Below are 24,416 nucleotides of genomic sequence, written 5' to 3'. Positions count from 1 at the left end.
TTGATCTAGGCTTGTAATGATCTAGGTTAGCGTTGGATCGAATCGTCCGCCCTTACTTGACCGCTCCCGCCGTCATCCCGCTGACAAGGTGCTTCTGCAGCAGCCAGAACGCGATGACGATAGGCAGCGTCGTCAAGACGGAGCCCGCCATCAGGTAGTCCCAGTTCACGACATACTGGCCTTGGAAGCTCGCGATTCCGACCGAAAGAGTCCACTTATCGTAATCGGTAATGAACGTCTGAGCGAACATGAATTCGTTCCAGCTGGTCAGGAACGAGAAGACGGCCGTGACGACGAGACCGGGCAGCGTAAGCGGCAGGATGACCTTCACGAACGTCGTCCAGCGGCCGGCGCCATCGATGCTCGCCGCTTCGTCGATCGCCGTGGAGACGCTGTCGAAGTAGCCTTTCAGCATCCACGTGCAGAATGGAACCGCGACGGTCGCATAGGCGATGACGAGCCCGAAATAGGAATTCAGCAGGTGATAATCCTTCATGATCAGGTAGAGCGGAATGATGAGCAGCGATCCCGGCAGCATCTGGGTCAGAAGGATGACGTAGCCGACCGTCATGCGCCCCCGGAAGCGGAACCGGGACATCGCATAGCCGCCCAACGCAGAGACGACCAAGGACAGCACGGTCGTCAGCAGCGAGACGAACGCCGTGTTCTTGAACCATTGGATGAAGTTCAGATTCGCGTCCGCGCGAACGTCGAGCATGCTCTTGTAGCCTTGCAGGTTCAGCTCGTTCGGCAGATAGGAGAGCGGTTTGCTGTAAATCTCGGCCTGCGGCTTAATGGACGTCAGGATCATCCAGATGAACGGAGCGACGGCGAACAAGGATAAAAGAACGGCTGCGATATAGACGAGCGGCATATTCTTCGTTCTCAAGCCGATTCACCCGCCTTCGTCGCCTTCATGTAAAGAACCGTGAAGACGACCGAGATGACCAGCAGGAACATTCCCGCTGCGGAAGCCAGGCCGAAATCGAACGACTTGAAGCCCGCGCGGTAGATGAAGATCGTCAGAATCTCCGTCACCCGGCTTGGCCCGCCCCCGGTCAGGACGTAGACGATGCCGAAATCCTTGATCGTCCAGATGACGAGAAGCAGGAATACGATGACCGACACCGGCTTCAGCGAAGGCATCGTGACGCTGACGAACTTCCTCCAACCGGACGCCCCGTCGATGCTGGCTGCTTCATACAGGCTCTTGGGGATGCCTTGAAGACCGGCGAGAAGCATGATGCCCGCAAAAGGAAAGCCCTTCCACACGTTAACGAACATGGCCGCCCACAAGGCGGTATCGGATTCTCCCAAATACGCCACCGGGTTGGACAGAATATTCATCTTAAGCAGCAAATCGTTAATGACGCCGTATTGATAATCGTACATAAGGATAAAGACGAGGCACGTCACCACTTCGGGGATCGCCCACGGAATGATGACCAGCGCCCGCACCAGCCCTCTTCCCTTGAACGGAATGTTCAGCAGCACGGCGGCAGCCATCCCGAGCGCGAACCGGAGGACGACCGTAACCAGGATATACAGGAACGTAATGCCGAGCGATTTGAGAAAATAGCCCGAGTCGAGCACGGCCGCGTAATTGTCCAGCCCGACGAAAGGATGTCCTTCCGGGATAGGCTTGGCCACCATCCAGTATTGAAAGCTCATCAGTGCCGCCTTCAGAATCGGGTAAAGCAGCACGAGTCCGATCACGAGCGCCAGCGGCGCGATGAACAGATAGGCCGCCCGATTGTTCTTCAGCCTGCGGAGCTCCGAGCGCCAGAAGCCCCTTCTCTCCGCGGGGGGAGCTTGATTCAAGGAAGGTTGCTTAAGACTCGCTTCTTGGTTGTTCATTCCCTTCCTCCTCCTTCCTTGGCCGAACGATCCGGCGGCGGCCGACCGGCCGCCGGATCGCCGAACCGTCTTAGTTCATGGCTTTCTTCATCTCGTCCGCCGCTTTGTCCAGCACGGTCTGCGCGTCTTGCTTGGCGACGAACATGTCCTGCGCGGCGTTGATCAGGATTTGGTTCAGCGTGCCGAGCTCGGCGATCGGCGGATCCATGACGGCCGGCGCGTACGCGTTGTTCTGGAAGTCGAAGAACTGGGCGGCCAGCGGATTCTCTTGCGCGTAAGCTTCCGTTCCCGCGTAAGCCTTGCTGCTCGGAATCATGCCGGACCCGGAGATAATCTCCTGGGCTTCGGGGGAAGCCATCCACTCGATGAACTTCCATGCCTCTTCCTGGTGCTTGCTGTTCTTCGAAATCATCGAGACGAGCGGATAGTTGTGCGGGTTCGGCTGGTACGTTTGGCCTTCGTACACGACGGACGGCTGGGCGATCAAGCCGAGATCGTCCATCAGAGACTCGTCGCGCTCCTTCGTCATCCCGATGAACCAAGGGCCGTCCATCACCATGGCGGCTTGGCCGTTCCAGAACATCTCGCGGCTTACCTTCTTGTCGCGGGTTCCGGGAGGAGTCGCCTGCGGGTTCTCCATCAGATCCTGCCACCACTCGGCCGCCCATACGTTAGCCGGGGAATTGACGTTGATGCGATCCGCCGTATAAGGTCCGGCTTCCCCGTCGCCGAAGAAGACGCCGCCCGATACCGGACGGGCCACGAGGCGGTACCATTCCGACGAGACGAACGGATGGGAGCCGACGACGCTGGAGAACCCGTATTGGTCCATCGTGCCGTCGCCGTTCGTGTCCATGCCCAGCTTGATGGCCGCCGCCTTGAAGTCGTCCAGCGTCCGAATCGATGCCGGGTCGATGCCGGCTTGCTGGAACAGCGACTTCCGGTAGAAGATGCCGGTCGAGCCCCACGCGTAACTGGACAACGCATAATAAGAGCCGTTTACTTTGCTCAGGTCTTGGCCGACCAGACCGGTCTCCAGATCGGTTCCCTTGATCTTGTCGTCCAGGTTCACGAAGGCGCCTTGATCTCCTTGAAGAGCGTTGTAGGTCGCAATATTCTCCGGGTACACCTGCACGATGTCCCCTTGGGTCCCCGCGATGATCTCGGTCGTCAGCTTGTCCCAGAAGTTCTCGTAGTCCGTTCCGTGAACCGTGATCTCCACGTTCGGATTCGCTTCGTTGTACTTCTGAATCAGGGCATCGATCGCTTTCTTGTGCGGGGCCTCCGCGTATACGGAGGTTTCGAACGACAGCTTGATCTTCTCCGTTCCGCTTGCGCCGTTCGCCGAAGAGTTCGAATCCGAAGATCCGTTCGAGCAACCCGTCAGCGCGGTTGCTCCGAGCAATCCGGCCGCGACGGCCATCGTCCATTTCCTTGCGCTTCTCTGTGCCATTCCTCTGACTCTCCTTTTCTGGGAAACCGTATTGTGACCGGCCGCATCGCCGCCAAGTCATGCCCTAATTAAACCGTCGAGCCGCCGGAGGAACAACAAACACTTTTCGCCTGGCCGAACCTAAAGGAACATTTGCGTCATGGTAAGCGTTTTTCCGGCGTTACTATTCATCACATCCGCCATGCCGTCCGACATTTCGCAACTCCGTCCCGCAACAAACTTTTCTCTACCGGCCAATTTTTTTCTACGGCGCCCTAAGCCTTGTTCCGCCTGCGTTCCGCGCAAGCGAACGCATCTAGACAAACAACCCGACCGCGCGCTCGGCGGCGCGTAATCGGGTTGCGATCGGTTCGATTTAAGCTTGGTATTCTTTGCGATAATCGTTTGGAGGCATGCCGACGATCTTCTTGAACGTTCGCGCGAAGGAGATCGGGCTGCTGTAGCCAAGCCGCTCCGCGATGTCCTGCACGGAGTCGCTCGTCTCGGTCAGAAGCCTAAGGGCTTCCTTGATTCGGAGATCGATCAGGAAATCGACGAATTTGAGCCCGAATTCCTCCTTGAACAACCGGCTCAAATATTTGCCGCTGATGCCGAATTTCTCGCTCAGATAATCGAGAGACAGGTCGGGGTTGGCGAACTCCCTCTCGATGTACTCTTTGACTTCCTTGATGGCGGAGCCTTGGGACCGCGAGTTCCTGGCGTTCTCCTTCCGCTCCTCGAACCGTTCCAGCGCCTCGAAGAAGGCGGCGGAGATCTCTTTAAGCATCTCCGCTTCGCTCAAGGTTCTATGCAGGGCGGGCAGGATGTCGGATGCCCAAGACCTCTGGTGCTCCTCACCCATGCCATCGATCGCTTTGTTCAAGTGGAACAGCAGATAGCTTAGCACCTGCCCGATATCCTCGCGAGGCTGACGGTCGGCTTCCAGCTGCCTGAACAGCGAACGCAATTCCACCCTCCACTTGGCATCCGACAGCCGCAGATGCTCGGCGACCGTCTCGGCCTGCTTCAGGTAGCCGAAGGCCCGTTCCCCGGCCGGTTTCGCCGCGGAATAAGCCAGAATCCGGTTGCCGCCGTCGACCGCCTTGTATTGAAGCGCTTCGAGCGCCTCCTGGCAAGCGTCGTGAATGTTGTCGGGATGCTCCACCGGTTCTCCGAGGCCTATCGTCAGCTCGAACGGGATCTCCGCGCGAATGCGCTCGTGCCATCTTCCGACGATCTGTGGATCATCGGAATCGGGGCTCGCCGACGGGCTCATCAGAATGACCGTAAGCTGGCTCGAGGCGGTCCAGAGCTGCCAGGCCCGGTATTCGCCGCCCTCCTTCTCCACTTGGTCCGCCACGATGCTCTCGATCTCTCTTTTCCACGAGTCCTGCTCTTCCTGCGTGTAGGTCCGGCGCCAATCCGCGAAATGATCGATCTCCAGAACGACGACCCTGGCTTTGCCGAACGACTCCGGCCACCCGTGCTTGCCGGCCTCCTCGGCCCACTCTTCCGAACGAACCTGACGCATTCCCTCCAGCAGCTCGTACATGAAGAAGTTCCTTTTGACCTTGAGATCGTCCTGAAGCTGCGACTGAAAGCGAATGTTCTGATTGATCATGTTCTCGAGAGCCGAATTGATGAAGTGGAACTCCCCCGAGAATCCCGCGGTCTCCGTCGTCCGCTCCTCCGCGGAATAATTCCTTAGCTGCGCCACCAGCTTGCGGATCGGCTGGTAGTTCTGGCGGGTCATGAACACGATCCATAATAATGCGGCAAGACAGACGACGACGCCTAGCACGAACCACACGTCAAACAGCGAGTTAAGAAAATGAATGGCCTTGCCATCCTTAAGCTCGCTGACGAGCCGCCAGCCGGTGTAGTCGGAGGCTGCCGTGGAAGCCATGGCCGGCTTCTCGGCCGATTCCGCGGACATATCCGTCGAAGCGGCGAACAGATCGTTGCCGTTCCGGTCGCGCAGATGCAGCCGGGTCGCGGCCGGGTCGTACATCTCCCTCACCAGCGATTGGAGGGACGACGCGTTCACGTTAACGACGATCAAGCCGTAACGGTCCGAGAACACCGTCACGCTTCGGGTAAGCGTGACGACCGGCGTTCCCGACTCCGAAGAGAGCTCCCGGTACGCGCGCAGATCCGACCACTTGCTGTTCGGAGACCGAAGAATCGACTGAATGAACGGAGCGTCAGGGTATTGATCGAGAGAATAGGTCGTGCTCATGTTCAGAACCGTGTTATCCTTGGTCCGGAACATGTAGATAGAGTGGATTAACGGGTTGGCGATCTTAAGCTCCGCGAGCACGTTCATGACGCTGACCTGAAGGGTCAAATCCTGCACGGACGGTTCGGTGAAATAATCGATAATCGTCCGATTCCGCAGCATCTCCAGCGTAATCTTCTGGTCGAGAGCCGCCAGGGAGGAATCGATGATGAGCTGGGCCTGCTTCGCGACGTAATCGTTCGAACGGGCGGCAGCCTCTCTATTGTTGTCGCTAAGAATCTTAAAAAAGACGAAGAAGAGGAAAGCGGAGAGAATAAAGAAAGCGGGTACATAGGACAGCAGCATCCGTGTAAACCAGTTGCGATTCATTCGTATCCCCCCACGATGTCGACGCCCCGGTGCGGTCTCTCTTCCGAACGAGAAACTCTCGACAGTTAGCTCCTATATTGACACATTGTCAGCAAAGTTGACAAGACCAGGTTTAAATCGCAGCCTTAGAACTAGGTAAGCGTTTGCAATCTAACAAGAAGCTAAGGAGGGCGGCCTCGACTCCGCGCTGCCGCCCTTATCCGTTGCTATCCAGTCTCTATGCTCCGTCATCGGATCCCTTGCTTCATCGCCTCGCCGATCGATTCCTTCGCCCTGTCGAAGTCCGATTCCAGAATCGCGACGGGAACGTCGCTAAGCCGCGCGTGGAAGCTTCGCATCGACTCCTCGTCCCAGCGAACCTGAACGAACACGTCGAGAATATGCATGGCCGTCTCATAGAGCCTGACTAATGCCTTGTTGTCCGCCGCATGCACGATAAACAAAAGCATGTAGCCCGCAACCGTCTCGTATTCCATGACGTCCTTCCGCTCGTAAGCCTCTTGGACTTGCTTCGCGTAGATCGCCAGCCGTTCGCGGTTCGGCTCGGTCCAGTTCCCGCGCGAGTAATCGACCGCGATATGGAGCAGCTCCTTCGCGACCTGGTTGTACTCCTCGATCTCCTTCTGCGAGAACGACTTGACGACGGTTCCCCGTCTCGGAAGCCGTTCGACGATGCCGTCCACTTGAAGCAAATAGAGCGCCTCGCGGACGGGAGCGCGGCTCGTGTTCAGCTCGCGGGCGATATCCTCCTCGACGATCTTCTCTCCCGCCTTGATCTCTTTGGCAATGATTTTCTTCAAGATCAGCTTGTAAATCTGTTGGGGAAGAGACTCCCCGAACTCGTGCGAATCCACCCGGTTAACCATAAGCTCTCCGATCCCGTCTTCCCGATAATATAGCCGCTCCTTTATTTCGCTTGAGCCGCCTTATGCAGATACTTCACCAGGGTAATCAAGCCCTTGTCGAAGTTGTCCAGATTCAGATGCTCGTCCGGGGCGTGCAGGTTCTCGTCCGGCAAGCCGAAGCCCATCATGACGACCGGAGCCCGAAGCACGTTCGAGAAGGTGGCGACGACCGGAATCGAGCCTCCGTCCTTCGTGAATACCGCGCGCTTGCCGTATACCTCCTCGTAGGCATCCGCGGCGAGCTGCAGCATCGGATCGGAAGGGTCGCAGGTGAAGGCGAACGCCCTCTCGCCCCGTACGACTTGAACGTTAGCCCCCGGCTGGATATGAGCCTTCAGGTGGCTCTCCACCCGATCCAGCGTCTTCTCCGGATCTTGGCTGCCGACAAGGCGGCACGTGATCTTCGCGTGCGCTTCCTTCGGAATGACCGTCTTCGTTCCTTCGCCTTGGAAGCCGCCCCATACGCCGTTAAGCTCCAGAGTCGGTCTCGCGCCCGTGCGTTCGGTGAACGAGTAGCCTTCTTCCCCGTACAAGGAATCCAGCCCCAGATCGGCCGCCAGCTTCTTCTCGTCCGGATTGTAGCTGGCCAGGTCCTCCTTCTCCAGCTCCGTCAGTTCCGGCACGCCTTCGTAAAAGCCTTCGACCGTCACCCGTCCCTGCTTATCGTGAAGCGAATCGAGCAGCGAGACGAGAGCGTGAAGCGCGTTCGGTACCGCGCCGCCGTACAATCCGGAATGCAGGTCGGTCTTCGCCGTCGACACCGTGACCTCCAGGGAGCACAGTCCGCGAAGCCCCGTGCAGATCGACGGCTTGCCCGGCTCCAGCAGCGAGGAGTCGGAGATCACGACCGCGTCCGCCGCCAGCTTCTCCTTGTTCGCCTTGAGGAACTCGGGCAGGCTCTCCCCGGAGATCTCTTCCTCTCCCTCGATGCAGAACTTGACGTTAAGCGGAAGCTCGCCCTCCTGGCGGAGAATCGCTTCGACCGCTTTCACGTGAAGGAACAGCTGGCCCTTATCGTCCGTCGCGCCGCGGGCATAGATCTTGCCGTCGCGAATGTCGGGCTCGAACGGAGGCGTCGTCCATAAGTTAAGCGGATCGACGGGCTGGACGTCGTAATGGCCGTAGATCAGAACGGTCGGGCGGCCGGGAGCCTTCATTCGCTCCGCGTAGACGATCGGGTGGCCCTTCGTCTCGTGAATCTCTACTTTCTCCATGCCCGCGCGCTTCAGGGCGTCCGCAAGCCAGCTTGCGGCGGCATTGATGTCTTTCTTATGTTCGGACAAGGCCGAGATGCTCGGAATGGACAGCCATTCCTTCAGCTCCTTCAGGTGCTCCTCCCGGTTGCCGGCGAAATATTGTTCGTAATTGCTCAACTCCACTAACCCCTTTCCTATAACTCCGGGCTTTTTGAGGCGCCCATCGCTATCTCATCATCCAATTTTAACACTGTTGCGCCTTCGATGCGATATGTCCGCGTGGCACCCCTGACTAGGCGATCGCATACAATGATTCCAATTCACCGCGACGATCGGAGGTTAACTCAATGAGCCTGACGACTGCCGAACGTTCCGAGCCGAAGTATATTTATAAGCCGGAACCCGCATTGGTTCATCATCTTAAGTCCCTGCACGATCATGTCCATAAGACGTGCGCTCCCCACTTTCACAAGCTTGTGAAGGTGGAGACGATGGACGGCGACGTATTCGAGGGTCATATCGTTCACTGCGACAAAGGAATTCTCTACCTAAGGCTATCGACGGAAGGGAACGAACGGGCCTTCTTCCCGGCTCCTCTCCCCTATCCCAGCCCCTACAGCAGCTTCGTTCTCCCGCTTGTCCTGTTCAATCTTCTTGCCATCTCTTTGTTGTAAAAAACGACCGTCCGTCCGAGCCGCAACGAGAAAATAAGCATCTTCCATACGGATCCCCACAAGGAGTGAATGGTCATGGTCTTCATGCCGCCGTTCGGGCCTTCCGGCCCTCAGATGCCCCCGTCCCCGCCGGCGCCGCCATTCGGCGGGCAAGGCGCGGGAGGAGTGCAGCCGCCTACGGCCCCTCCGCCGCAGTCGCCGCCTCCTCAGCCCCTCGCCTCCGCTTTGGCCGTCGACCCCGGAGCGATCGTCGGCTGCCTTTACCGCAACACCTACATCTGGCCGACCTTCGGCCCCGGCTTCTGGTTCTATCCGATATTCGTAGGGCGCACATCGGTTTCCGGCTTCCGTTGGACCGGGAGAATGTGGGTATTCTCCGGGTTCGACCTTAACCGGGTTTCTTCGTTCAGCTGCTTCTAATCCTCGCTTGTTAATTATTCCTCTTCGGGATCCGATCCGGGGAGGATTTTTTTCGTCTTCTTATCATTCCCCTCCTGCAAAAAACAGTTGAAAATGAAAATGAGAATTGTTATCATAGACAACATCGAGAAAATGAACGTTATCCTATTATGCAATCAGGGGGATTTATCCGTGACACAACCGAAAGGCAAGAAACTCGCTCTCGCGGCCGCAGGCCTGCTCGCCATCTCGACCGTGCTGGGCGCATGCGGCAACAATAACAACAATGCCGCTCCATCGCCATCCGCCAGCGCTCCCGCATCCGCATCCGCTTCGGCCTCTCCTTCCGCTTCCGCTCCGGCGGCCGCGACGGAACGCACGCTGACGGACGCGCTCGGACACCAAGTCACGATTCCGGCCAATCCGCAGCGCATTATCGCTTCGTACCTGGAAGACAACCTGGTCGCCCTCGGCGTGACCCCGGTCGCCCAATGGTCGGTCACGAACGGCATCCAGGAATACCTGCAAGGAAGCCTGAAGGATGTGCCGAAGATCTCTTACGACCTTCCTTTCGAGGAAGTAACGAGTTTCTCGCCCGATCTGCTCATCGTAGGCTCTTCGGCGACGGTCGAAGGCGACAAGTACGACCAATATAGCAAGATCGCTCCTACTTATGTCATCGGAGACGAAGCTACCGGCAACTGGAGAGAATCGCTTCTGGCCGTAGGCGAGGTTCTCGGCAAGAGCGCCGAAGCCCAGAAAGCGCTGGACGACTACGACGCCAAGGCTAAGGACGCGAAAGAGAAGCTGCAGGCTTCGATCGGCACCCAATCCGCCGCGGCCGTCTGGCTCGTCGCCAAGAATTTCTACATCGTAAGCCAAGACCAGTCCTCCGGCGCCGTTCTGTACGGCGATCTCGGCATGACGCCTCCCGCGCTCGTGAAGGAGATCTCTACGGGAGCGACAGCCGCCTGGAATGCGGTCTCGCTCGAGAAGCTAGCGACGCTGGACGCGGATCATCTCTTCCTGATCAACAGCGACGGAGAAGCCAGCGAAGAGCTGAAGAGCGCGGTATGGCAAAGCATTCCGGCCGTAAAGAACGGCCATGTCTACGAGTTCGGCCGGGAAACGAGCTGGCTTTATTCCGGAGTGGTGGCCAACAGCCAAATCATCGACAACGTTCTAAACAGTCTCGTCAAATAAACCGAATATCCGAAAAGCCGGAGCCGCGTGCGAAACGCGCGGCTCCGGCTTTTTCTCATTTTGGGATCGGCGGGAAGCTCAGACGGAATTCGGTTCCTTGGCCCACGACGCTGTCGATCTCGATCTTGCCGTTCATCTTCTTGATAATATTGAAGGAGACCATCGTGCCTAGCCCCGTACCTTTGTCTTTCATCGAATAATAAGGAGTGCCCAGCCGCTTGATCTGCTCGGAGTCCATTCCCTTGCCGGAATCGGCGACCAGGACGATGCCTCTTCCCGCCCTCCTGTCCGAGCGAAGAATCAGAGTGCCTCCTCCCTCCATCGCTTCGACGGCGTTTTTGCTGATATTGATCAGTGCTTGACGGAACTTATGACGGTCCCCGAGAGCGAGCAGCTCTTCCTCCTTCCGCAGCGTCAATTGAATGTCTACGTTATTGTAGGTCGCATAGGATTGGAGAACGTTAGCCACGTAGACCAGTTCCTCGTTCAGGTCGATCCGTTCGGTGCATTCCGGCTCCGGCTTGGCCAGCGACAGATAGTCGGCGATGATCCGCTCCGCCCGGTTTAGCTCCTCGACGCAAATCCCCGTATAATAAGCCCTTTTGGCAGGCTCCAACTCCGCCGAGCTTATCAGTTGAAGAAACCCCCTGACGGAGGTTAGCGGATTGCGAATCTCGTGCGCGACCGATGCCGCCATATCGCCGACGATCTTCAGCTTCTCGCTTCGGACGATTTCTTCTTGGATCCGATTGTATTTAATAAAAGTCTCTATCATGTAGACATAGACACCTGCCGAAACCATCTGCTGGAGATAAACCAGGAGGCTATCATTGAAGATCCTCTCGAATTGACCGATCGAGAATAGGTAGAGGGACAGCGTCAGCAGCTTGATTAGCGTGCAGAGGATCATGGCCAGCCCGATTCTCCCCCATAGATTGCTGGACTGAAACCGCAGGTGGGTTAGCAAGCAGACGACAAAGCTGGGCAGAAAAGAGAAGGCATACAGCCATTCATTCGGAGAATCCAGGAAGTGACGGACAAGAAGGACGGTCGCATAGAGGGGAAGCGCAACCGTCCAGCCTCCGTATAGCGCCCCGACGGCGAGCGGGATGGAACGCATATCGAAGCTCAAACCGCCGACTTGGATCGGGAAGCACATGGTCGCCGCCAACGCAAGGGCCAAAGCTCCGAATAAAAACGCGTTAAAAAGCGCCTTGTTCGAACGAGTCTTTTGTAGAAATGGATAGAATACCAGAGGGGAGAAGACGATCAATAGGTTCAATACGAAGTCTCTCGCATAGGTGGACATAGATTCCCCCGGATCCGCACACGCAGAATCTGCTCTAACAACTCTTATAGAACCATATTTCGGGAGATTCGTCTATCTATGCTAGTGTACGTTCGTCATAAATCGAGTATAATGGACATAAATCTTCCTTATTCTAGTAAATTCCGCTGCGATAACATCCAGGGCTGACAACGAGAATTTACTCCATTCTACTTAATTGGAGGTCATGTCCGATGTCAACGATTCACACGCTCCGCCGTTCTTTTCTGCTATCCGTCCTTAGCATGGCTCTCCTGCTCGCAATGACGTCACCGATCGCTCATGCGGAGACGAAGCCGCTTACCTCCGCGCCTCCAATCGAGATCATGCCCTTTGTCAACTACACAGGCTATACTTATCTGCAATCCTCCGAATTGCAGTTTACGGTTAGCAGCAGTAAGCTGACCGTCGTCGACGCCATAACCCAGACCAAGTCCACGGTATCCGAATTGGGAGCCATCGTGACGCTTCAGCGGTATACGGGGTCGTCGTGGGTCGATGCCTCGACAGCCACGACGCTCAGCACGACGAATAACAGCTATTATTCCGGCTCCACGTCCTTTACCGTAACGGCCGGCTATTATTACCGAGTGAAATCTATTCATTACGCCAAACAGGGCAGCGTGACCGAATCCGTGACGGAATACTCGGATACCGTCCTAGTCGGCTAAATCCCCCCCCAATGCAGAAAGGCCGTTTCCGAGCTGATCTTAGCGCTCGGGAAACGGCCTTTGCTTATTCGATTCCATTCCCAATGGCGAGAATCGATTCCCGATCCAGCTTGCCGTTGATCGATATCGCCCAAACTCCCGTTCTCCATTCCAGGCTCGCGTAGCCCTCGTAGGTAATGAAAAGAAACGCATCGAATCCCCTTATGTTCACCTGCTCCAGCTGGCCGTCCTTTTCTCGATAGGTGGAGCTCCCGGTATCGTTCTCCGTCATTTGGCGTATGGCCACGGTGAAGTTAGCTCCATCCTCCGTCACGTAATTGCCGGTTGCCATTTTTAAAATCGAGCTTTTCGGATAGAAGAGCGCAAAAATCTCCTTTAGCTTAAATTCGGAAGGAATCGTCGAGCTGTCTGGAGCTGCCCAGCCGTGCAAGGCTTCTACCTCCTCCCAGGAGGAATAAATCGGCTTCGCGTTCTGCACGTCGACGACACGCTCTTCTCCCGGTTCCACCGGACCGTCTATCCCAAAATCGGATAGAGTTAATTCCGGCGGAGGGGCCGGCGTCTTCGGTTTAATGTCGACCTCCCTGCCCGTGCCGAAGATAACCCGGACAACCCCTTCGGGGAAGGAGATTACCTTCTCGAAGAAAGGCTCGAATGCGTCCGAAACCTTCGGCGATCCGAAAAGCAACGCCCCGAACATGAAGGAAAGAGCGACAAGAGGCAAGCTCCTCAGCCTTCTTCTTCGGTTTTTTCTTCTGCGCAGTGCTTTCTCTGTTTTCTCCCATAAACGGTCCGAGCTTGGAGTCAGGGTATGCTTCTTGGCGGCTTCGTCGAAAGCAGCGTCGAACAGCCTATCGAATTCGTCTTGCATCCGCCTGTTCCCCCCACAGTTTAACGAATCTCTTCTTCATGGCTTCCCTGGCCCGATGAAGCTTATGCTTGATCGTCTGCTCGCTGGTATCCAGAACGTCGGCCATCTCTTTGTAGCTAAGCTCCTGCTTCCATCTCAGTTCGATTAGCGCGCGATACTCGGGCTTCAGGTCCTGCAGGCAGCGACCGATCGCCTCCGACATCATCTTGGTCTCGACCTCCGCCTCGATGGACTCCGCGCCGCTGACAAAGACGAGCTCGTCCATAATCGAGACACTGTCATCGGCGATTTCGTTCCTGAGTTTCTTGTTCCTTCTCAAATATGTATAGACCCGGTTCTTAACGACGGTCCGAATCCATCCTTTAAGCTTGCCTTCGCTATCGATATCCGGCATCTTCCTCAGAATATGAAGGAAGGTCTCTTGAATGAGATCCTCCGTTGTCGCATGGTCCTTTACCAGATAGAAGATCAACCCATATACAAGCTCATAGTACTCCTTGAAGATTTCCTTCTGGGTGGATGGATTCATCCCCTCGAAGTCACCTGCCAAAAGGAGCATAAGTCGACTCGACATCCCCGCAGCTGCTCCCTTCCGCCCATCCGCCAAGTTGCCCGTTATCTGACTAACACGCGCGTTTTTCTTGATTATACATGATCCTTTTGTCTTATGCGGCGACTTTTTATCGAATCATGTCGGGCGGGTCGGGGGTAAAGGAAAAACCATGTTCGCAGGCTTGTCCGCTGCATGAGTTGCGGTAGGTCTTGCCTAGATTATCGACATCGACAAGGACTTCTCCCTGATCTTCTCCATGACGGCGTACGCCGCCATTCGCGTGATTTCCGGATCCGCGACGAATTCGGCCTTCTGAATGACCGTGATGATGTAGTGACGATAGCTGTATATCCCCAGGTCGACGCGGGGCGCGGTTGCGGCGGATTCCCGGTCGACCGGGCCGACCGAATTCCAGCACAGCTGTTCTTCCCCTAGATCGAATTCGCTGTAAGAAATCCGGATGTGCAGTTCAATAGACAGATCTACGCTCTTATAGACAATCATTCGCTGAGCCGCTCCGCTTACATCGGAGGCCTTGAACGGGAAGCCCTTTACCGGGCGGTCGTCCCATACCGTAAGGGGTTTGCCCAGCTTCCCGTCCTGCTTCGCCCTACTCCCGTCTCGCCTGAATTCGACTGGATTCCTCTCCATAGGCATGCTCCTGCTCCTTATCGCTCGGTCTACCTAGATAACCTCCTTTCGCGGACTTAGGTTGCGGATTTTTTTTAATCAGGCGGTCATTAAATTTCTCAGCTCTCTCCGGTGGGTAATCGCCAGCAGAAGGAGGTTGCCGCCCCAGAACCAGAGGATGGCCGCCTCATAGCTTCGGTTGAATAGGAAAATAGCCAGCAGCAGCATTCCCAATACCACTTGGAGGGCATTGACTTCCGAGGTCATCGGCCGGCCGCGATGCACCCAGCGAAACAGGAGCCACAGCAACGCCAGAATCACGGCATAGGCCAAGGAAGCCGAGAAGTCCGTCAACGCGCTCCACACCCCGAACGTCACCGCGATCCCCTTGCCCCCCTTCCAGTTCAAGAACGGAGAGAAGCAATGGCCGAGAATCGGGGCCAGCGCGATCAGGATCAGCTTGAAGCCGTTGGCGTTCGTCGTCTGCTGGATAAGAAGAACGGCCAGATACCCTTTGAGGAAGTCAAGGGCGATCCCCGCCAAGCCATACGGGTAACCGGCCGCGCTCCACAGGTTCGCCCCTCCCGGGTTCCCGTCGCCGATCCGCCGGAGATTGACGTTCGCAAGCCTCCCGAGCCAATACGAGAACATGAAGGAACCGACTAGAAAAGCTATCAGAAACCATAGGACGATCATCGCTTCTGCCTGCCCCCTATCTCGATGTTTCTTCCTTTCCATGCCACGTTGCCGACGAACAGCACCCGAAATAGAGAATACAGCATAATGAACAAGAAGAAGGCCGAGCTTAATAAATGAAGGATGGGAACCGCGAAGCCGAAACGTCCCGTATAGCGAACGAAATAGAGAATCTGCAGCGTATAGATCGCATAGCCGACCCGGAGAGGCCACGACCAGGAGAGATGGAGGAGGAACGGAGCCGCTTCGACCGCCAGCAGACCGAGCAGCCAGACGGCGACGAGCAGAGTCGTCCGGAGCTTCAGCATGGCCGTGCTTAGCACGGCTCCTTTGCCCCAGCCTTGGATCGCGCTGCGAATTCCCCCGGGGTACATGCGGAAAGAAACGAGCCCGGCGCCGATGAAGTTGGAGACGCGAACGCCCGCCTGCTTGAATCTTCCCCCCAGCGTCAAATCGTCGAGCAGCTCCGAACGGACCGCCTCATGGCCTTTTGCCTTCACGTAATCGGAACGGGAGGCCAGAATGCAGGATCCGTACAAGCCTTGGCGGGAGTTGCTTCGCTCGAACGGCGAAGTGAACGCGAAGATTCCCAAGATATTGATCAGAAGCGCCAGCCTCTCGTATCCCTTCTCCGTATGGTGAAAAGGGACGACCGACAGGACTCCTCCCCTCTCCGCCTGAGCGGCCAGAAGGGATTGAACGGCATCGGGAGCAAGCCGGACGTCCGCGTCAAGGAAAAGCAGGTAGTCGCCCGTCGCGATCCGGTAGCCGTTCCAGACGGCCCAGTTTTTCCCGGTCCAGCCTTCGGGCAGAGGGGGATTGTCGACTACGACGACTCCGTAGCTCTCGGCGATCGCTCTCGTCCGATCCGCGGAGAAGTCGTCGATCACGATGATCTGATCCGGCTTGCGCGTCTGCTGCCGAAGAGAGGATAACAAATGAGGGAGATTGAGCTCCTCGTTCCTGGCCGGAATGATGACGGAGAGGGCGGAACCGGCAACGGAGGACTTGGGGAGGGGCGACGACCGAACGGGAACGGTATTTCGGCGAAACAGGACAAACCCCGACGCGCAGGCTAGCGCAATAAGGACCATTAGCACCATAACAATCGCCTCCCGGTTGCTACATTGTATGTCTGGGAGACTATGAATATTGCACGCAATAACGGCTCGGCTTCGGCGGGGCGGGTGCTTCTAAAGCCTCCCGCGGCAGCGCGGGGTTCTCGATCTGTAAGCCGATATTGTCGGCTTACAGCTTCCCGGGTGCGGGATTCTCGCTCTGTAAGCCGACATTGTCGGCTTACAGCATTCGTCGTTCCCGGTCATCCGCCAACCTTTTCGTCATCCGTCCGCAATCACCCCTCCGCATTCGCCCACATACTGTGGTAGAAAATCCGGATGGGAGGGATTCCCGAATGTTTCGTTTGCCAGCCGCGATCTCCTTGCCGCAAGACGCCTCCGGCCACCCCCTCTCGAACGCGGAATGGTGGTACGTCTACGCTTTGCTGACTGGAAGCGAGGGGCAGCGCTATGCCGTCATGGCCTCGTTTTTCCGGGTAGGAGAGCTTGCTGCTCCTAAAGGCCATTACGTGATCCATTCGCTCCACCAATTGGATCGAGCCCGATTCGAAACCTCCTCGCAGATCGACCGAATGCTCGCGTACCAGATGACTTCCGTCTACCTTCCGGTCTACCTTATGAAAAACCCTCTCGATACCCATACCTGGGGACAATACAAGCAGCTTCTGACCGCTTCGCTGCCCGAGCCTCATCGGCTGCTGCCGCACGCATCCGTTCAGGCGCGTCCTACCCGAATTTTGTACGGGGACAATAGCCTGACGTTCGAAGACGATGCCAGCTCCGGTTCGCAATTGAAGCTGACAACCGGAAACGGGCGGCTGCGCTTGAATTTCGAGCCCATGAAGCCGATCGCTTTGATCGATGAGAAGGGGAAAATCAACGGCCTGCGCTATTACTCCTCTACGAGAAATTTCGTATCGGGCGAGCTACATATGGAGGGGCGCTTGGAGACGGTGCGAGGGGAAGGTTGGTTCGACCATCAGTGGGGGCGCAATTACGGCCTGCTATACGGAGACGGCTGGGATTGGTTCGGTCTTCAATTGCGAAGCGGGCAGGAGCTGCTGATCAGCCGGCTGCGATCGGCGAATTCCGATTCGGAGCCTTACTCGGTCGCCAAGCTTATCCGCGAAGACGGCTCCATCGCGACGACGGAGTCGGTCTCGCTTCGTTCCGAGCGAGCTTGGAGCGGAGAATGGGCCAAGGCGGAGTATCCGGTCGAATGGGCTATCGAGCTTCCGGAATTCGCCATCTCTTTGCGCGTCGTCTCCCTGACGGATCGCCAAGAGATGCCGATCATCGGTCCGCTTCAGGCGATTTGGGAGGGCGTCGTCGCCGTGACGGGCACCATGCGAACCCTGGCGGGCGGCACCGAAGCCATTGAGGGCTACGGATTTATGGAATTGGTGGGTTATCAACGCGGGAAAGCATAAGGCGTTGCTCTCTAATCGCTAACCGTTGAGTCATGGCGACTCATCTGGCGCACGCATCGAGCGTCATGGTCCATCAGTTGAGTCATGGCGACTCATCTGGCACATGCATCGAGCGGCTTCTTCGATCAGATGAGTCATGGCGACTCATCCGACCGTTTCTCTTACCAACTTGTCGACGAACGGAATGTCGGCAGGCGCCCATTCGAAGGAGGCCAGCTCGCTTGGCCGCGCCCAACGGTACTCATCGTGATCCGTTAACCGGATCGTCCCCGGTCGCCACTTCGCCCGCCAAGCGATGAGGCAAATCGTCACGTTCCCGTAATCGTGCACGTTCTCGCCGAAGCTCTCGTATGGAGCGATGTCGATCGCCATCTCCTCCCGAAGTTCGCGCCGCAAGCATTCCGCGGGGGACTCTCCCGGCTCCAGCTTGCCGCCGGGAAATTCCCAGAGTCCCGCTTGCGACTTCCCCGGCTTGCGACGGGCGATAAGCAAGCGCCCTTCTTCGTCCTCAATAATCGCAGCAGCAACTTTCAACATGAACAGTCGTCCCCTCTTCGCATGTCCTATTCCGACAGTAACATGGTTTCCTCTTCTGTGAAAATACTCCTCCGACAATTGCGAATGGAATTTCGCCCTTACTCCTCTCGACAAGATCCGAATCCGCCATAAAAAAGGCTGCGGCCCCGCTCGCTCGCCACCGCAAGCAAACGCGGACGCAGCCCTGCCTCTATTGTTGAGCGAACAACGTTTCCGCACCTCGTTCGGTCACCGAATAATCGTAGATTCGAACGTCCCCCAGCTCGCCCTTGTAATAAGATGCTCCATAAGGAGCGCGGCCCAGGTTCAGGTCGCTGATTCCCGTGTTGAGCGTCGTTGTTTTCTGCGCGGCGAGCTCGCCGTCGACAAACAATCGCATGACGCTCTTGTCGAAAGCGACGACGGCCCGGTGCCATTGCCCGTCGGCGACCTGGGCGGCGGGAATCGTCAACTCATTGCCGTTGCCGAGGAAGCCGAAGGAACCGCCCTTGAAGCCAAGCAGGGACAGGGCGCTGCCCGAGTTCGTTCCCCAGCCGGCGAGGACGGCATCCGCGGCGCTCGCCGTGCGGAACGTCACCGCGATCGACCGGGACGCGTTCACCGTGAGCTGCCCCCACGGGATAGCGGCATAGTCGTCGACTCCATCGAAGAGCAGCCCGCCATCCGTCCACGTTGGCCCGCCGTACAAGACGCCGTCCCTGCCGCCTCCGGAGCTGTCCGCGGCCGCCGAACCGCTTCCCTCCTCGAGCGTCCAGATCCCGTAAGGCTCCGGCGAAGCCAAACCCGCCACCTCCGGCCCGGACAGCGCCCGGTGGTACACCCAAATCTCGTCGAGATCTCCGGCGAACCAAGACCCGCCGCCGGCCGACCTGCCCAGCATCAGCGGACTCGAGGCCGTGGCCAACGCAATCGTCTTCGTGAGCTTCAGCACGCCGTCGACATACAGCCTCACCTTCGTGCCGTCGTAGGCGGCCGCCAGGTGATGCCACTGGCCGTCGGCATACCCCGTCAGCGCGATGGCGGCGTCGCTTCCTCCCGCGAAGAAGCCGAGCTTGCCGCCGCCGATGCCGAGCTGGGAGAGCCCGCCCGGTGCCGGGGGAATCGAAGCAGAGCCATCCTCTCCCCAGCTTACAAAAGCGGCGTCCGCCGAGCTCGTCGTGCGGAACCACGCCGCGACCGTCCGCTCCGAGGCGCCGGTCAGCTGTCCCCATGACGCGCTTGCGGAATCGTCTACGCCATCGAACGAGAGCGCCCCCCCAAAGCGGCCCGCCGACGTCCAAACCGGCCCGCCGCCGACCGAGCCCGCCAAGCCGGCCGTCCAGCCGTTGCCGAAGGAGTCCGCTGCCGCCGAACCGCTCTCCTCGTCGAGCTTCCAGTTCACGTCCTGCGTATCCGCATGGTACGGTCCCGACAAGTCCGCCGTGCGAACGACGCTGGACAAGGTGTCCGTCGTCCTATAGTAATAGCGATGATCGCCCGGCGGCAGCTTCATCGAGTAAGAATAGCTTTTGCCGTCCGTGAACGTCGCGTCCGAGCTATCCGTCTCCGTCATCCGATGAATAACGCCGTCCATGACAAGCTCCACCGCAAAAGGCTTCTGGTTGTCGGCATCCGAATAAGAAGCCTGGAACGTAAACGTCGTCTCTCCATCCCCGTGGGAAGGCGTTCGGGACGCCTCCGTCAGCGCGGGAGCCGTCCCCGAAGCCACGTTAACGGCCTTGATCTCGTCGACGAGCATCTCGCCGTACGTCACCGAATCCTGCTTCAGCCAAATGACGATACCGAGGTTGCTTTTATCGATGCCAAGGCTCGCGAAGGCATCCATGTCGAACTGGTAGTCCGTCCACGCCTGCGGAACGTCCATCCAGCCTCCCGACAGCCCGTAGCTGCGCACGCCGTCGTTCAGCTCGATCCGCACGCGGCTGTCCGGGTAGCCGGGGTTCTTCATCGCGAACTTCAGGTAGCGGTAGCCCGACAGGTCGACGCGGTCGTGCCAAGGCTCGAATTTCGCCCACGAGGACGTCGAGGCCGGCGTCTGCTTGAAGAGCCCGACGGTTCGCCCGTCCGCCGTCGTCTTCTGGTAGGAGCCCGTCCCCCCGGCCTGGTTCCACCAGTTCACCCAATCCAGACCGACGCCGCCCCACGTGCCGGAGCCGCCGAAGTCGTCATAGAGCAGCGGACTGTCCGGACTCGGGAGCGGAGGCGCGACCGTGAAGAACGTCGAGCTGTAGCTGCGAACCCCGGCCGAATCGGTCGTTCGCACATCCACCCTCTTGTTAGCGTAGGGAGCCAACGAGCTCGTGTCCACCGCGCCCTCGTACACGCCCTTCGACACGGACATAGGGACGTAAACGCCGCCGTCCACCTTGAACTCGACCTGTTCGACCTTCCCCTCAGGCCGGGCGAACACGCTCACCTCTCCCGTCACGAAGTCGCCAATGACCGGGGTTCCGATCTCGATATCCTGCGGATCCTCCCCGTCCGCCCAGGAGCTCCCGTTCAAAGCGCTCATGCCGGCGATCGTATAGAGCAGCCCCGCCTGGATGCTGACGCTGTATTCGTTGTAGCGCCACTGGTTCGTGTCGTCGTCGATCAGCTTGCGGTCCTCGTACCACGGGCTGACGCTTTTCTTATCCTTCGTGTCCTTCATGTTCGGTCCCGACACCATCGCGCCGGGAATGACGACGCCCGGATTCGCCGCGCTCCGCGCCTCCGTATCCAGCCGGGTGTGCAGATAGTCGACGTAGTCGGTCCCGATGCCGGATACCCAACTGACGTTCCAGGGGTTATCGCCGAAGATCCAATAAAGCCCCCGCTGCACCGCCCGCAGCACGACCGGATCGCCGAATAGTTCGTAATAACGAAGCATATCCCCCAAATAAGAAGCGTGCGGCTCGTTCACCCCGAAATTCTTAAACTGGTTAAGCACCCCGTACGGCGTGTCGTTCGCCGACGACAGGAAGAAGTTCTTCTGCTCGTCCAGGAGAGCCTTGATCGCGGGCTGGGCGGAAGAAGAAGCGGCCGGATACAGCTCCGCGAGCGCCAGAGGCCGCATGTCCCAATAGTTCGTGGACAGCAGGTCCCCGGGAGCCAGCAAGGCGACCCGAGCCTCGGCAGCATCCCTGTAAGCGATATCATTTGTCAGTAGAAAAAGCTCCGTCTCCGCCCACAGAAGAGGGTTCGCCGTCCCGCCGGCAGAAGCGTATGAGCCATGGGGACCGTCGATGTTCGCCGCTGCGTATTCGTAAGAGACGACGGCACCCGCCTCCGCCTCCTCGGAGAAAGCTTCGAAGTCCGCCGCCAGCGCGGAATCGATCCGGCCGTTCGCCAGCGCCGCGTTGATCGCCCTGGCGGTCGCGGCGAGCGCGCCGGCCGCCTTGGCCGAGCCTCCGACGCTGAGGTCCTGATAGATGCGGTCGTCCGACGTGCCCGGGATGTTGTCGGTGGACAATTCCGGATGCATGAACGTGGCGTTGTTCTTCAGGTTGTACTGCGCCCCGCCGAAGGCGTCGACGAACTTCAGCAAGTATTCGCTGCCGAAGCGGGCTTCGTCGATCAGATCGGGAACGCCGTTGCCGTCGTTGTCGTACTGGACGGACGGGGACGACGCATGGCGCAGGTAGGAGAGAGCGATCGAGCCCGCCACCCACTGGTTGCCGCCGTACTTGCCGTAGTCCCCGGCATCGTACCAGCCGCCGGTCAGGTCGTAGTGCTCCGTACGATCCGGGGAAGAAGCGTCGTCCAGATGCCCGGCCTCGTGGAACACCTTGGCGGACGGCGCTACCGTGCTGTAGCCGGCCGTATAAGCATCCTCCGTCGCCGTCGCTCTCTGGATCCGGTAGAACGCCGTCATCTCGTCCAGGTAGCTCTCCCACTGGTTCGCCCCGATCGGGAATGAATAGGAGGACACTCCGTTCGTGACAACCGAGAAGCCGGAGCCGGTCAGGCTGACCGAGCTGAAGTTCGCGACGTACACTTGTTTGCCCCAAGTCGTCCCTTCGTCCCGCAGCTGACCGGTCGCGACCGTCGTCCCTCCCTGTTTCACCTGAAAGCTAAGGTCGCTCAGCTTATTGTCCGCCAGAACGTAAGCCAGCTTCGTGTCGCCCGCGCTGTAGCCCGCCTGGCTGACCGTTACCCTCTCCACCGTTCCCGCCGCATAGAGAACGGGAGCCGGCACGAACGTTCCGACTCCCGTTGCGACCGTTGCAAGGCCGAGAAGAAGCGCCAGCGGCGCCGCTCCTCTCCGTCCTGCCCTTTGTCCGATTGACATAAATCGATCCCTCCCCAGAATATTCAGCTTGCTTGCCGAATTACCAGAAGAGCTCGCTGCGCCCCTTAAGCTTAAGAAGCGCTTCTACATAGAAGTAATCGCCATAGATGAGCGGCGTCTCCACCTCGTTGCCGTGCGGATAGCTTCCCGTCCCCTTCACGATCAGCGCTTCCTCGCCGGGATCCTCCGGGCGGTAGCTCTCGTAAAGCGAACGGACGATTCTCGTTCCCCAATTCCGGTAGAACTCCGCCTCTCCGTCTTCGCCCAGCTGCTCCGCGATCTCCAGCAGCCCGCTCGCCGCGCAAGCCGCGGCCGTCGTGTCCTTCACGCCGCGCGATTCCGCGGGCGCCCGGAAGTCCCACGGCGGCGCCAGGTCGTCCGTCCCTTCCGCGAACTGGCCGACGAAGAAATCGGCGACCTTCTTCGCCGTCTCCAGGAACCTTCGCTCCCTCGTGTACCGATAGCCGATCGCGAAGCCGTAGATCGCCCAGGCCGCTCCCCGCGACCAAGCCGAATCGGGCGCATAGCCTTGCCCGCCCAGCGCCTCCATCCGCTCGCCCGTCTCGGGATCGAAGCGGACGATGTGATGCACCGAGCCGTCCTCGCGGACGAACTCCAACCGCGTCCGGTCCGCATGCGCGACCGCGAGATGGCGGAACCTCGGATCGCCGAGCTCGTCGCTTGCCCAGAAGAGGAGGCCGAGGTTCATCATGCAGTCGATGATCGCGAGCCCCTCGCTTCCCGGATAGAGCCAAGCGCGGATAAAGCCGCCCTTCAGGTTGAACCGGCTCGCCAGGTGGCTCGCCGCGATCAATCCTCTGCGGCGGGACATCGGATCGCCCGTCAGCTTGTAATCCGCCACCGCGGACAGGCTCCACAGAAAACCGTTGTCGTGATGAAGCTTCTCGTATTCCTGAAGCGGCTCGTCGAGCCGTACCTCCACGGCGCAGGCGATCCGCCGGTACCGCTCGTCTCCCGTCTCGCGGTAAGCGTGCCACAGGATGCCCGGCCAGAAGCCGTTCGTCCAGCAGTCGACGTCGCGGTTGTCGTACCGGCCCCGGATCGACGCGAGCGGGAACGAGGCTCCGATCCGCTCGCTCGTTCTCGCCAGCTTGTCCGCGGCCGCTCCCCAAGCCTCATCTATCCACTGTTCCATTGCGCATCCACCTTTGCTTTTTTTATCCGGACAACCGCCCTTTATCCCTTAAGAGCCCCTACCATGACGCCTTTGACGAAGTACTTCTGAACGAACGGGTACAGGCACAGGATAGGAACCGTCGCGACGATGATCGTGGCATACTTGAGCGATTCGCTCACCAGCACGGCCTGATCGACGCTCGCCCCGCCCAGCATGCTGTCCGTCGAGTTCGAGATCAGAATCTCCCGCAGGATCAACTGCAAGGGGAACAGCTCCCGGTCCCGAAGGAACAGGGAAGCGTAGAACCAGGCGTTCCATTTCTCCACCGCGTAGTAGAGCGTGATAACCGCCAGCACCGGAAGCGACAGCGGCAGAATAATCCGCCAGAACACGGTGAAGTGGTTGGCCCCGTCGATCGTCGCCGATTCCTCGAGGCTTTCGGGAACCGACGCGAACGCGGTGCGCATGATGATCAGGTTAAACGTATTGACGGCGAACGGAACGATCAGCGCCGCCAGCGAGTCGATGAGGCCGATTCCCTTGACGACCAGATAGAACGGAACGAGGCCGCCGTTGAAGAACATCGTGAATACGATGAGGAAAATAAACGCTTTGTTCCAATAAACCCGGCGACGCGACAGCACGTAGGCGGTCATCGACGTCACGAGCATGTTGAGAAGGAGACTGCCGGCCACGACGGTTATCGTGTTGAGGTAGCCTTTCCAGATCGCCGAATTGCGGAAAACGGTCTCGTAAGCGTCCAGATGGAACCCGTAGGACCGCAGCAGCAGCCCGCTGTGTGCCAGCAGTTGATTCCCGTCGCTGAACGACGCCAGCAGGACATAGAGGAAAGGATAGGCGCTCACGATAACGAGGGCGAGCAGGATGGCGGCGATGACGGCATCTCCAAGCCGATCTCCGATAGTGCGTCTCACGGTCC

21 protein-coding genes are annotated in these 24,416 nt (G+C 58.5%); 5 read left to right on the top strand and 16 right to left on the bottom strand.

All coding sequences use genetic code 11. The features are described from left to right. Nucleotides 1-52 precede the first annotated feature (52 nt). The 6 genes from H7B67_RS26650 to H7B67_RS26625 all read right to left on the bottom strand — a co-directional run bounded on the left by H7B67_RS26650 (nucleotide 53) and on the right by H7B67_RS26625 (nucleotide 8,175). Nucleotides 53-889 (bottom strand): carbohydrate ABC transporter permease, encoded by an 837-nt coding sequence (locus H7B67_RS26650; RefSeq protein ID WP_245363548.1) that lies wholly within the window; start codon nucleotides 887-889, stop codon nucleotides 53-55. Then, nucleotides 886-1,857, bottom strand: a complete 972-nt coding sequence (locus tag H7B67_RS26645; RefSeq protein WP_185122926.1) for a carbohydrate ABC transporter permease — start codon at nucleotides 1,855-1,857, stop codon at nucleotides 886-888. Before H7B67_RS26645 ends, H7B67_RS26650 begins: the two co-directional genes overlap by 4 nt. A 70-nt stretch (nucleotides 1,858-1,927) precedes the next feature. Further along, nucleotides 1,928-3,310, bottom strand: a complete 1,383-nt coding sequence (locus H7B67_RS26640) for an ABC transporter substrate-binding protein (protein ID WP_185122925.1) — start codon at nucleotides 3,308-3,310, stop codon at nucleotides 1,928-1,930. A 355-nt stretch (nucleotides 3,311-3,665) separates the two neighbouring features. After that, the gene (locus tag H7B67_RS26635; protein WP_185122924.1) at nucleotides 3,666-5,897 is read right to left on the bottom strand and encodes a helix-turn-helix domain-containing protein; all 2,232 of its coding nucleotides are present in this window, start codon (nucleotides 5,895-5,897) and stop codon (nucleotides 3,666-3,668) included. Nucleotides 5,898-6,124: 227 nt separating this feature from the next. Next, on the bottom strand, nucleotides 6,125-6,763 hold the full coding sequence (locus H7B67_RS26630) for a GntR family transcriptional regulator (RefSeq protein WP_185122923.1): 639 nt from the start codon (nucleotides 6,761-6,763) through the stop codon (nucleotides 6,125-6,127). A gap of 41 nt (nucleotides 6,764-6,804) precedes the next feature. Further along, nucleotides 6,805-8,175: a dipeptidase gene (locus tag H7B67_RS26625; RefSeq protein ID WP_185122922.1), complete on the bottom strand. Its 1,371-nt coding sequence runs from the start codon at nucleotides 8,173-8,175 to the stop codon at nucleotides 6,805-6,807. A gap of 170 nt (nucleotides 8,176-8,345) precedes the next feature. Here H7B67_RS26625 and H7B67_RS26620 point away from each other — a divergent pair, with 170 nt between their 5' ends. The 3 genes from H7B67_RS26620 to H7B67_RS26610 all read left to right on the top strand — a co-directional run bounded on the left by H7B67_RS26620 (nucleotide 8,346) and on the right by H7B67_RS26610 (nucleotide 10,274). Further along, nucleotides 8,346-8,672, top strand: coding sequence for a hypothetical protein (locus H7B67_RS26620; protein ID WP_185122921.1), 327 nt, complete (start codon nucleotides 8,346-8,348; stop codon nucleotides 8,670-8,672). A 75-nt stretch (nucleotides 8,673-8,747) separates the two neighbouring features. Further along, on the top strand, nucleotides 8,748-9,092 hold the full coding sequence (locus H7B67_RS26615; protein ID WP_185122920.1) for a transporter: 345 nt from the start codon (nucleotides 8,748-8,750) through the stop codon (nucleotides 9,090-9,092). Between the two features lie 171 nt (nucleotides 9,093-9,263). Then, a complete protein-coding gene (locus H7B67_RS26610; RefSeq protein WP_342592486.1) occupies nucleotides 9,264-10,274 on the top strand; it encodes an iron-hydroxamate ABC transporter substrate-binding protein in 1,011 nt (336 codons plus the stop codon). Nucleotides 10,275-10,329: 55 nt separating this feature from the next. Here H7B67_RS26610 and H7B67_RS26605 read toward each other — a convergent pair whose 3' ends face one another. Beyond that, a complete protein-coding gene (locus tag H7B67_RS26605) occupies nucleotides 10,330-11,583 on the bottom strand; it encodes an ATP-binding protein (protein ID WP_185122919.1) in 1,254 nt (417 codons plus the stop codon). Between the two features lie 212 nt (nucleotides 11,584-11,795). Here H7B67_RS26605 and H7B67_RS26600 point away from each other — a divergent pair, with 212 nt between their 5' ends. Continuing rightward, nucleotides 11,796-12,272, top strand: coding sequence for a hypothetical protein (locus H7B67_RS26600; protein ID WP_185122918.1), 477 nt, complete (start codon nucleotides 11,796-11,798; stop codon nucleotides 12,270-12,272). A gap of 64 nt (nucleotides 12,273-12,336) precedes the next feature. Here H7B67_RS26600 and H7B67_RS26595 read toward each other — a convergent pair whose 3' ends face one another. The 5 genes from H7B67_RS26595 to H7B67_RS26575 all read right to left on the bottom strand — a co-directional run bounded on the left by H7B67_RS26595 (nucleotide 12,337) and on the right by H7B67_RS26575 (nucleotide 16,125). Further along, on the bottom strand, nucleotides 12,337-13,143 hold the full coding sequence (locus H7B67_RS26595; protein ID WP_185122917.1) for a hypothetical protein: 807 nt from the start codon (nucleotides 13,141-13,143) through the stop codon (nucleotides 12,337-12,339). Then, nucleotides 13,124-13,672 (bottom strand): RNA polymerase sigma factor, encoded by a 549-nt coding sequence (locus tag H7B67_RS26590; protein WP_185122916.1) that lies wholly within the window; start codon nucleotides 13,670-13,672, stop codon nucleotides 13,124-13,126. The genes H7B67_RS26595 and H7B67_RS26590 overlap by 20 nt, the downstream gene beginning before the upstream one ends. Nucleotides 13,673-13,909: 237 nt before the next feature. Continuing rightward, nucleotides 13,910-14,347, bottom strand: coding sequence for a hypothetical protein (locus tag H7B67_RS26585; protein WP_185122915.1), 438 nt, complete (start codon nucleotides 14,345-14,347; stop codon nucleotides 13,910-13,912). A gap of 78 nt (nucleotides 14,348-14,425) precedes the next feature. Next, nucleotides 14,426-15,022 carry a glycerol-3-phosphate acyltransferase gene (locus H7B67_RS26580; protein ID WP_185122914.1) on the bottom strand — a complete coding sequence of 199 codons (597 nt, stop codon included), beginning with the start codon at nucleotides 15,020-15,022 and terminating at the stop codon, nucleotides 14,426-14,428. Further along, complete coding sequence (locus H7B67_RS26575; protein WP_185122913.1) at nucleotides 15,019-16,125, bottom strand: glycosyltransferase; 1,107 nt, start codon at nucleotides 16,123-16,125, stop codon at nucleotides 15,019-15,021. The genes H7B67_RS26580 and H7B67_RS26575 overlap by 4 nt, the downstream gene beginning before the upstream one ends. Nucleotides 16,126-16,436: 311 nt before the next feature. Here H7B67_RS26575 and H7B67_RS26570 point away from each other — a divergent pair, with 311 nt between their 5' ends. Continuing rightward, nucleotides 16,437-17,531: a lipocalin family protein gene (locus H7B67_RS26570; RefSeq protein ID WP_185122912.1), complete on the top strand. Its 1,095-nt coding sequence runs from the start codon at nucleotides 16,437-16,439 to the stop codon at nucleotides 17,529-17,531. Nucleotides 17,532-17,675: 144 nt separating this feature from the next. Here H7B67_RS26570 and H7B67_RS26565 read toward each other — a convergent pair whose 3' ends face one another. The 4 genes from H7B67_RS26565 to H7B67_RS26550 all read right to left on the bottom strand — a co-directional run bounded on the left by H7B67_RS26565 (nucleotide 17,676) and on the right by H7B67_RS26550 (nucleotide 24,411). Then, nucleotides 17,676-18,068, bottom strand: a complete 393-nt coding sequence (locus tag H7B67_RS26565) for a (deoxy)nucleoside triphosphate pyrophosphohydrolase (protein ID WP_185122911.1) — start codon at nucleotides 18,066-18,068, stop codon at nucleotides 17,676-17,678. A gap of 190 nt (nucleotides 18,069-18,258) precedes the next feature. Beyond that, nucleotides 18,259-22,338: a glycoside hydrolase family 9 protein gene (locus H7B67_RS26560; RefSeq protein ID WP_185122910.1), complete on the bottom strand. Its 4,080-nt coding sequence runs from the start codon at nucleotides 22,336-22,338 to the stop codon at nucleotides 18,259-18,261. Between the two features lie 40 nt (nucleotides 22,339-22,378). Next, nucleotides 22,379-23,494 (bottom strand): glycoside hydrolase family 88 protein, encoded by a 1,116-nt coding sequence (locus H7B67_RS26555; RefSeq protein ID WP_185122909.1) that lies wholly within the window; start codon nucleotides 23,492-23,494, stop codon nucleotides 22,379-22,381. A gap of 41 nt (nucleotides 23,495-23,535) precedes the next feature. Then, nucleotides 23,536-24,411, bottom strand: coding sequence for a carbohydrate ABC transporter permease (locus H7B67_RS26550; protein WP_342592487.1), 876 nt, complete (start codon nucleotides 24,409-24,411; stop codon nucleotides 23,536-23,538). Nucleotides 24,412-24,416: the final 5 nt, after the last annotated feature.

Source organism: Cohnella thailandensis (genome assembly GCF_014212135.1).
Lineage (GTDB): Bacteria > Bacillota > Bacilli > Paenibacillales > Paenibacillaceae > Cohnella > Cohnella thailandensis.
This window is presented reverse-complemented; position numbering and strand designations above follow the sequence as displayed.

Coding starts and splice junctions, on each gene's coding strand:
- H7B67_RS26645 (WP_185122926.1), bottom strand. CDS start 1,857: ATGAACAACCAAGAAGCGAGTCTTAAGCAACCTTCCTTGAATCAAGCT.
- H7B67_RS26640 (WP_185122925.1), bottom strand. CDS start 3,310: ATGGCACAGAGAAGCGCAAGGAAATGGACGATGGCCGTCGCGGCCGGA.
- H7B67_RS26635 (WP_185122924.1), bottom strand. CDS start 5,897: ATGAATCGCAACTGGTTTACACGGATGCTGCTGTCCTATGTACCCGCT.
- H7B67_RS26630 (WP_185122923.1), bottom strand. CDS start 6,763: ATGGTTAACCGGGTGGATTCGCACGAGTTCGGGGAGTCTCTTCCCCAA.
- H7B67_RS26620 (WP_185122921.1), top strand. CDS start 8,346: ATGAGCCTGACGACTGCCGAACGTTCCGAGCCGAAGTATATTTATAAG.
- H7B67_RS26615 (WP_185122920.1), top strand. CDS start 8,748: ATGGTCTTCATGCCGCCGTTCGGGCCTTCCGGCCCTCAGATGCCCCCG.
- H7B67_RS26605 (WP_185122919.1), bottom strand. CDS start 11,583: ATGTCCACCTATGCGAGAGACTTCGTATTGAACCTATTGATCGTCTTC.
- H7B67_RS26600 (WP_185122918.1), top strand. CDS start 11,796: ATGTCAACGATTCACACGCTCCGCCGTTCTTTTCTGCTATCCGTCCTT.
- H7B67_RS26595 (WP_185122917.1), bottom strand. CDS start 13,143: ATGCAAGACGAATTCGATAGGCTGTTCGACGCTGCTTTCGACGAAGCC.
- H7B67_RS26590 (WP_185122916.1), bottom strand. CDS start 13,672: ATGAATCCATCCACCCAGAAGGAAATCTTCAAGGAGTACTATGAGCTT.
- H7B67_RS26585 (WP_185122915.1), bottom strand. CDS start 14,347: ATGGAGAGGAATCCAGTCGAATTCAGGCGAGACGGGAGTAGGGCGAAG.
- H7B67_RS26580 (WP_185122914.1), bottom strand. CDS start 15,022: ATGATCGTCCTATGGTTTCTGATAGCTTTTCTAGTCGGTTCCTTCATG.
- H7B67_RS26575 (WP_185122913.1), bottom strand. CDS start 16,125: ATGGTGCTAATGGTCCTTATTGCGCTAGCCTGCGCGTCGGGGTTTGTC.
- H7B67_RS26570 (WP_185122912.1), top strand. CDS start 16,437: ATGTTTCGTTTGCCAGCCGCGATCTCCTTGCCGCAAGACGCCTCCGGC.
- H7B67_RS26565 (WP_185122911.1), bottom strand. CDS start 18,068: ATGTTGAAAGTTGCTGCTGCGATTATTGAGGACGAAGAAGGGCGCTTG.
- H7B67_RS26560 (WP_185122910.1), bottom strand. CDS start 22,338: ATGTCAATCGGACAAAGGGCAGGACGGAGAGGAGCGGCGCCGCTGGCG.
- H7B67_RS26555 (WP_185122909.1), bottom strand. CDS start 23,494: ATGGAACAGTGGATAGATGAGGCTTGGGGAGCGGCCGCGGACAAGCTG.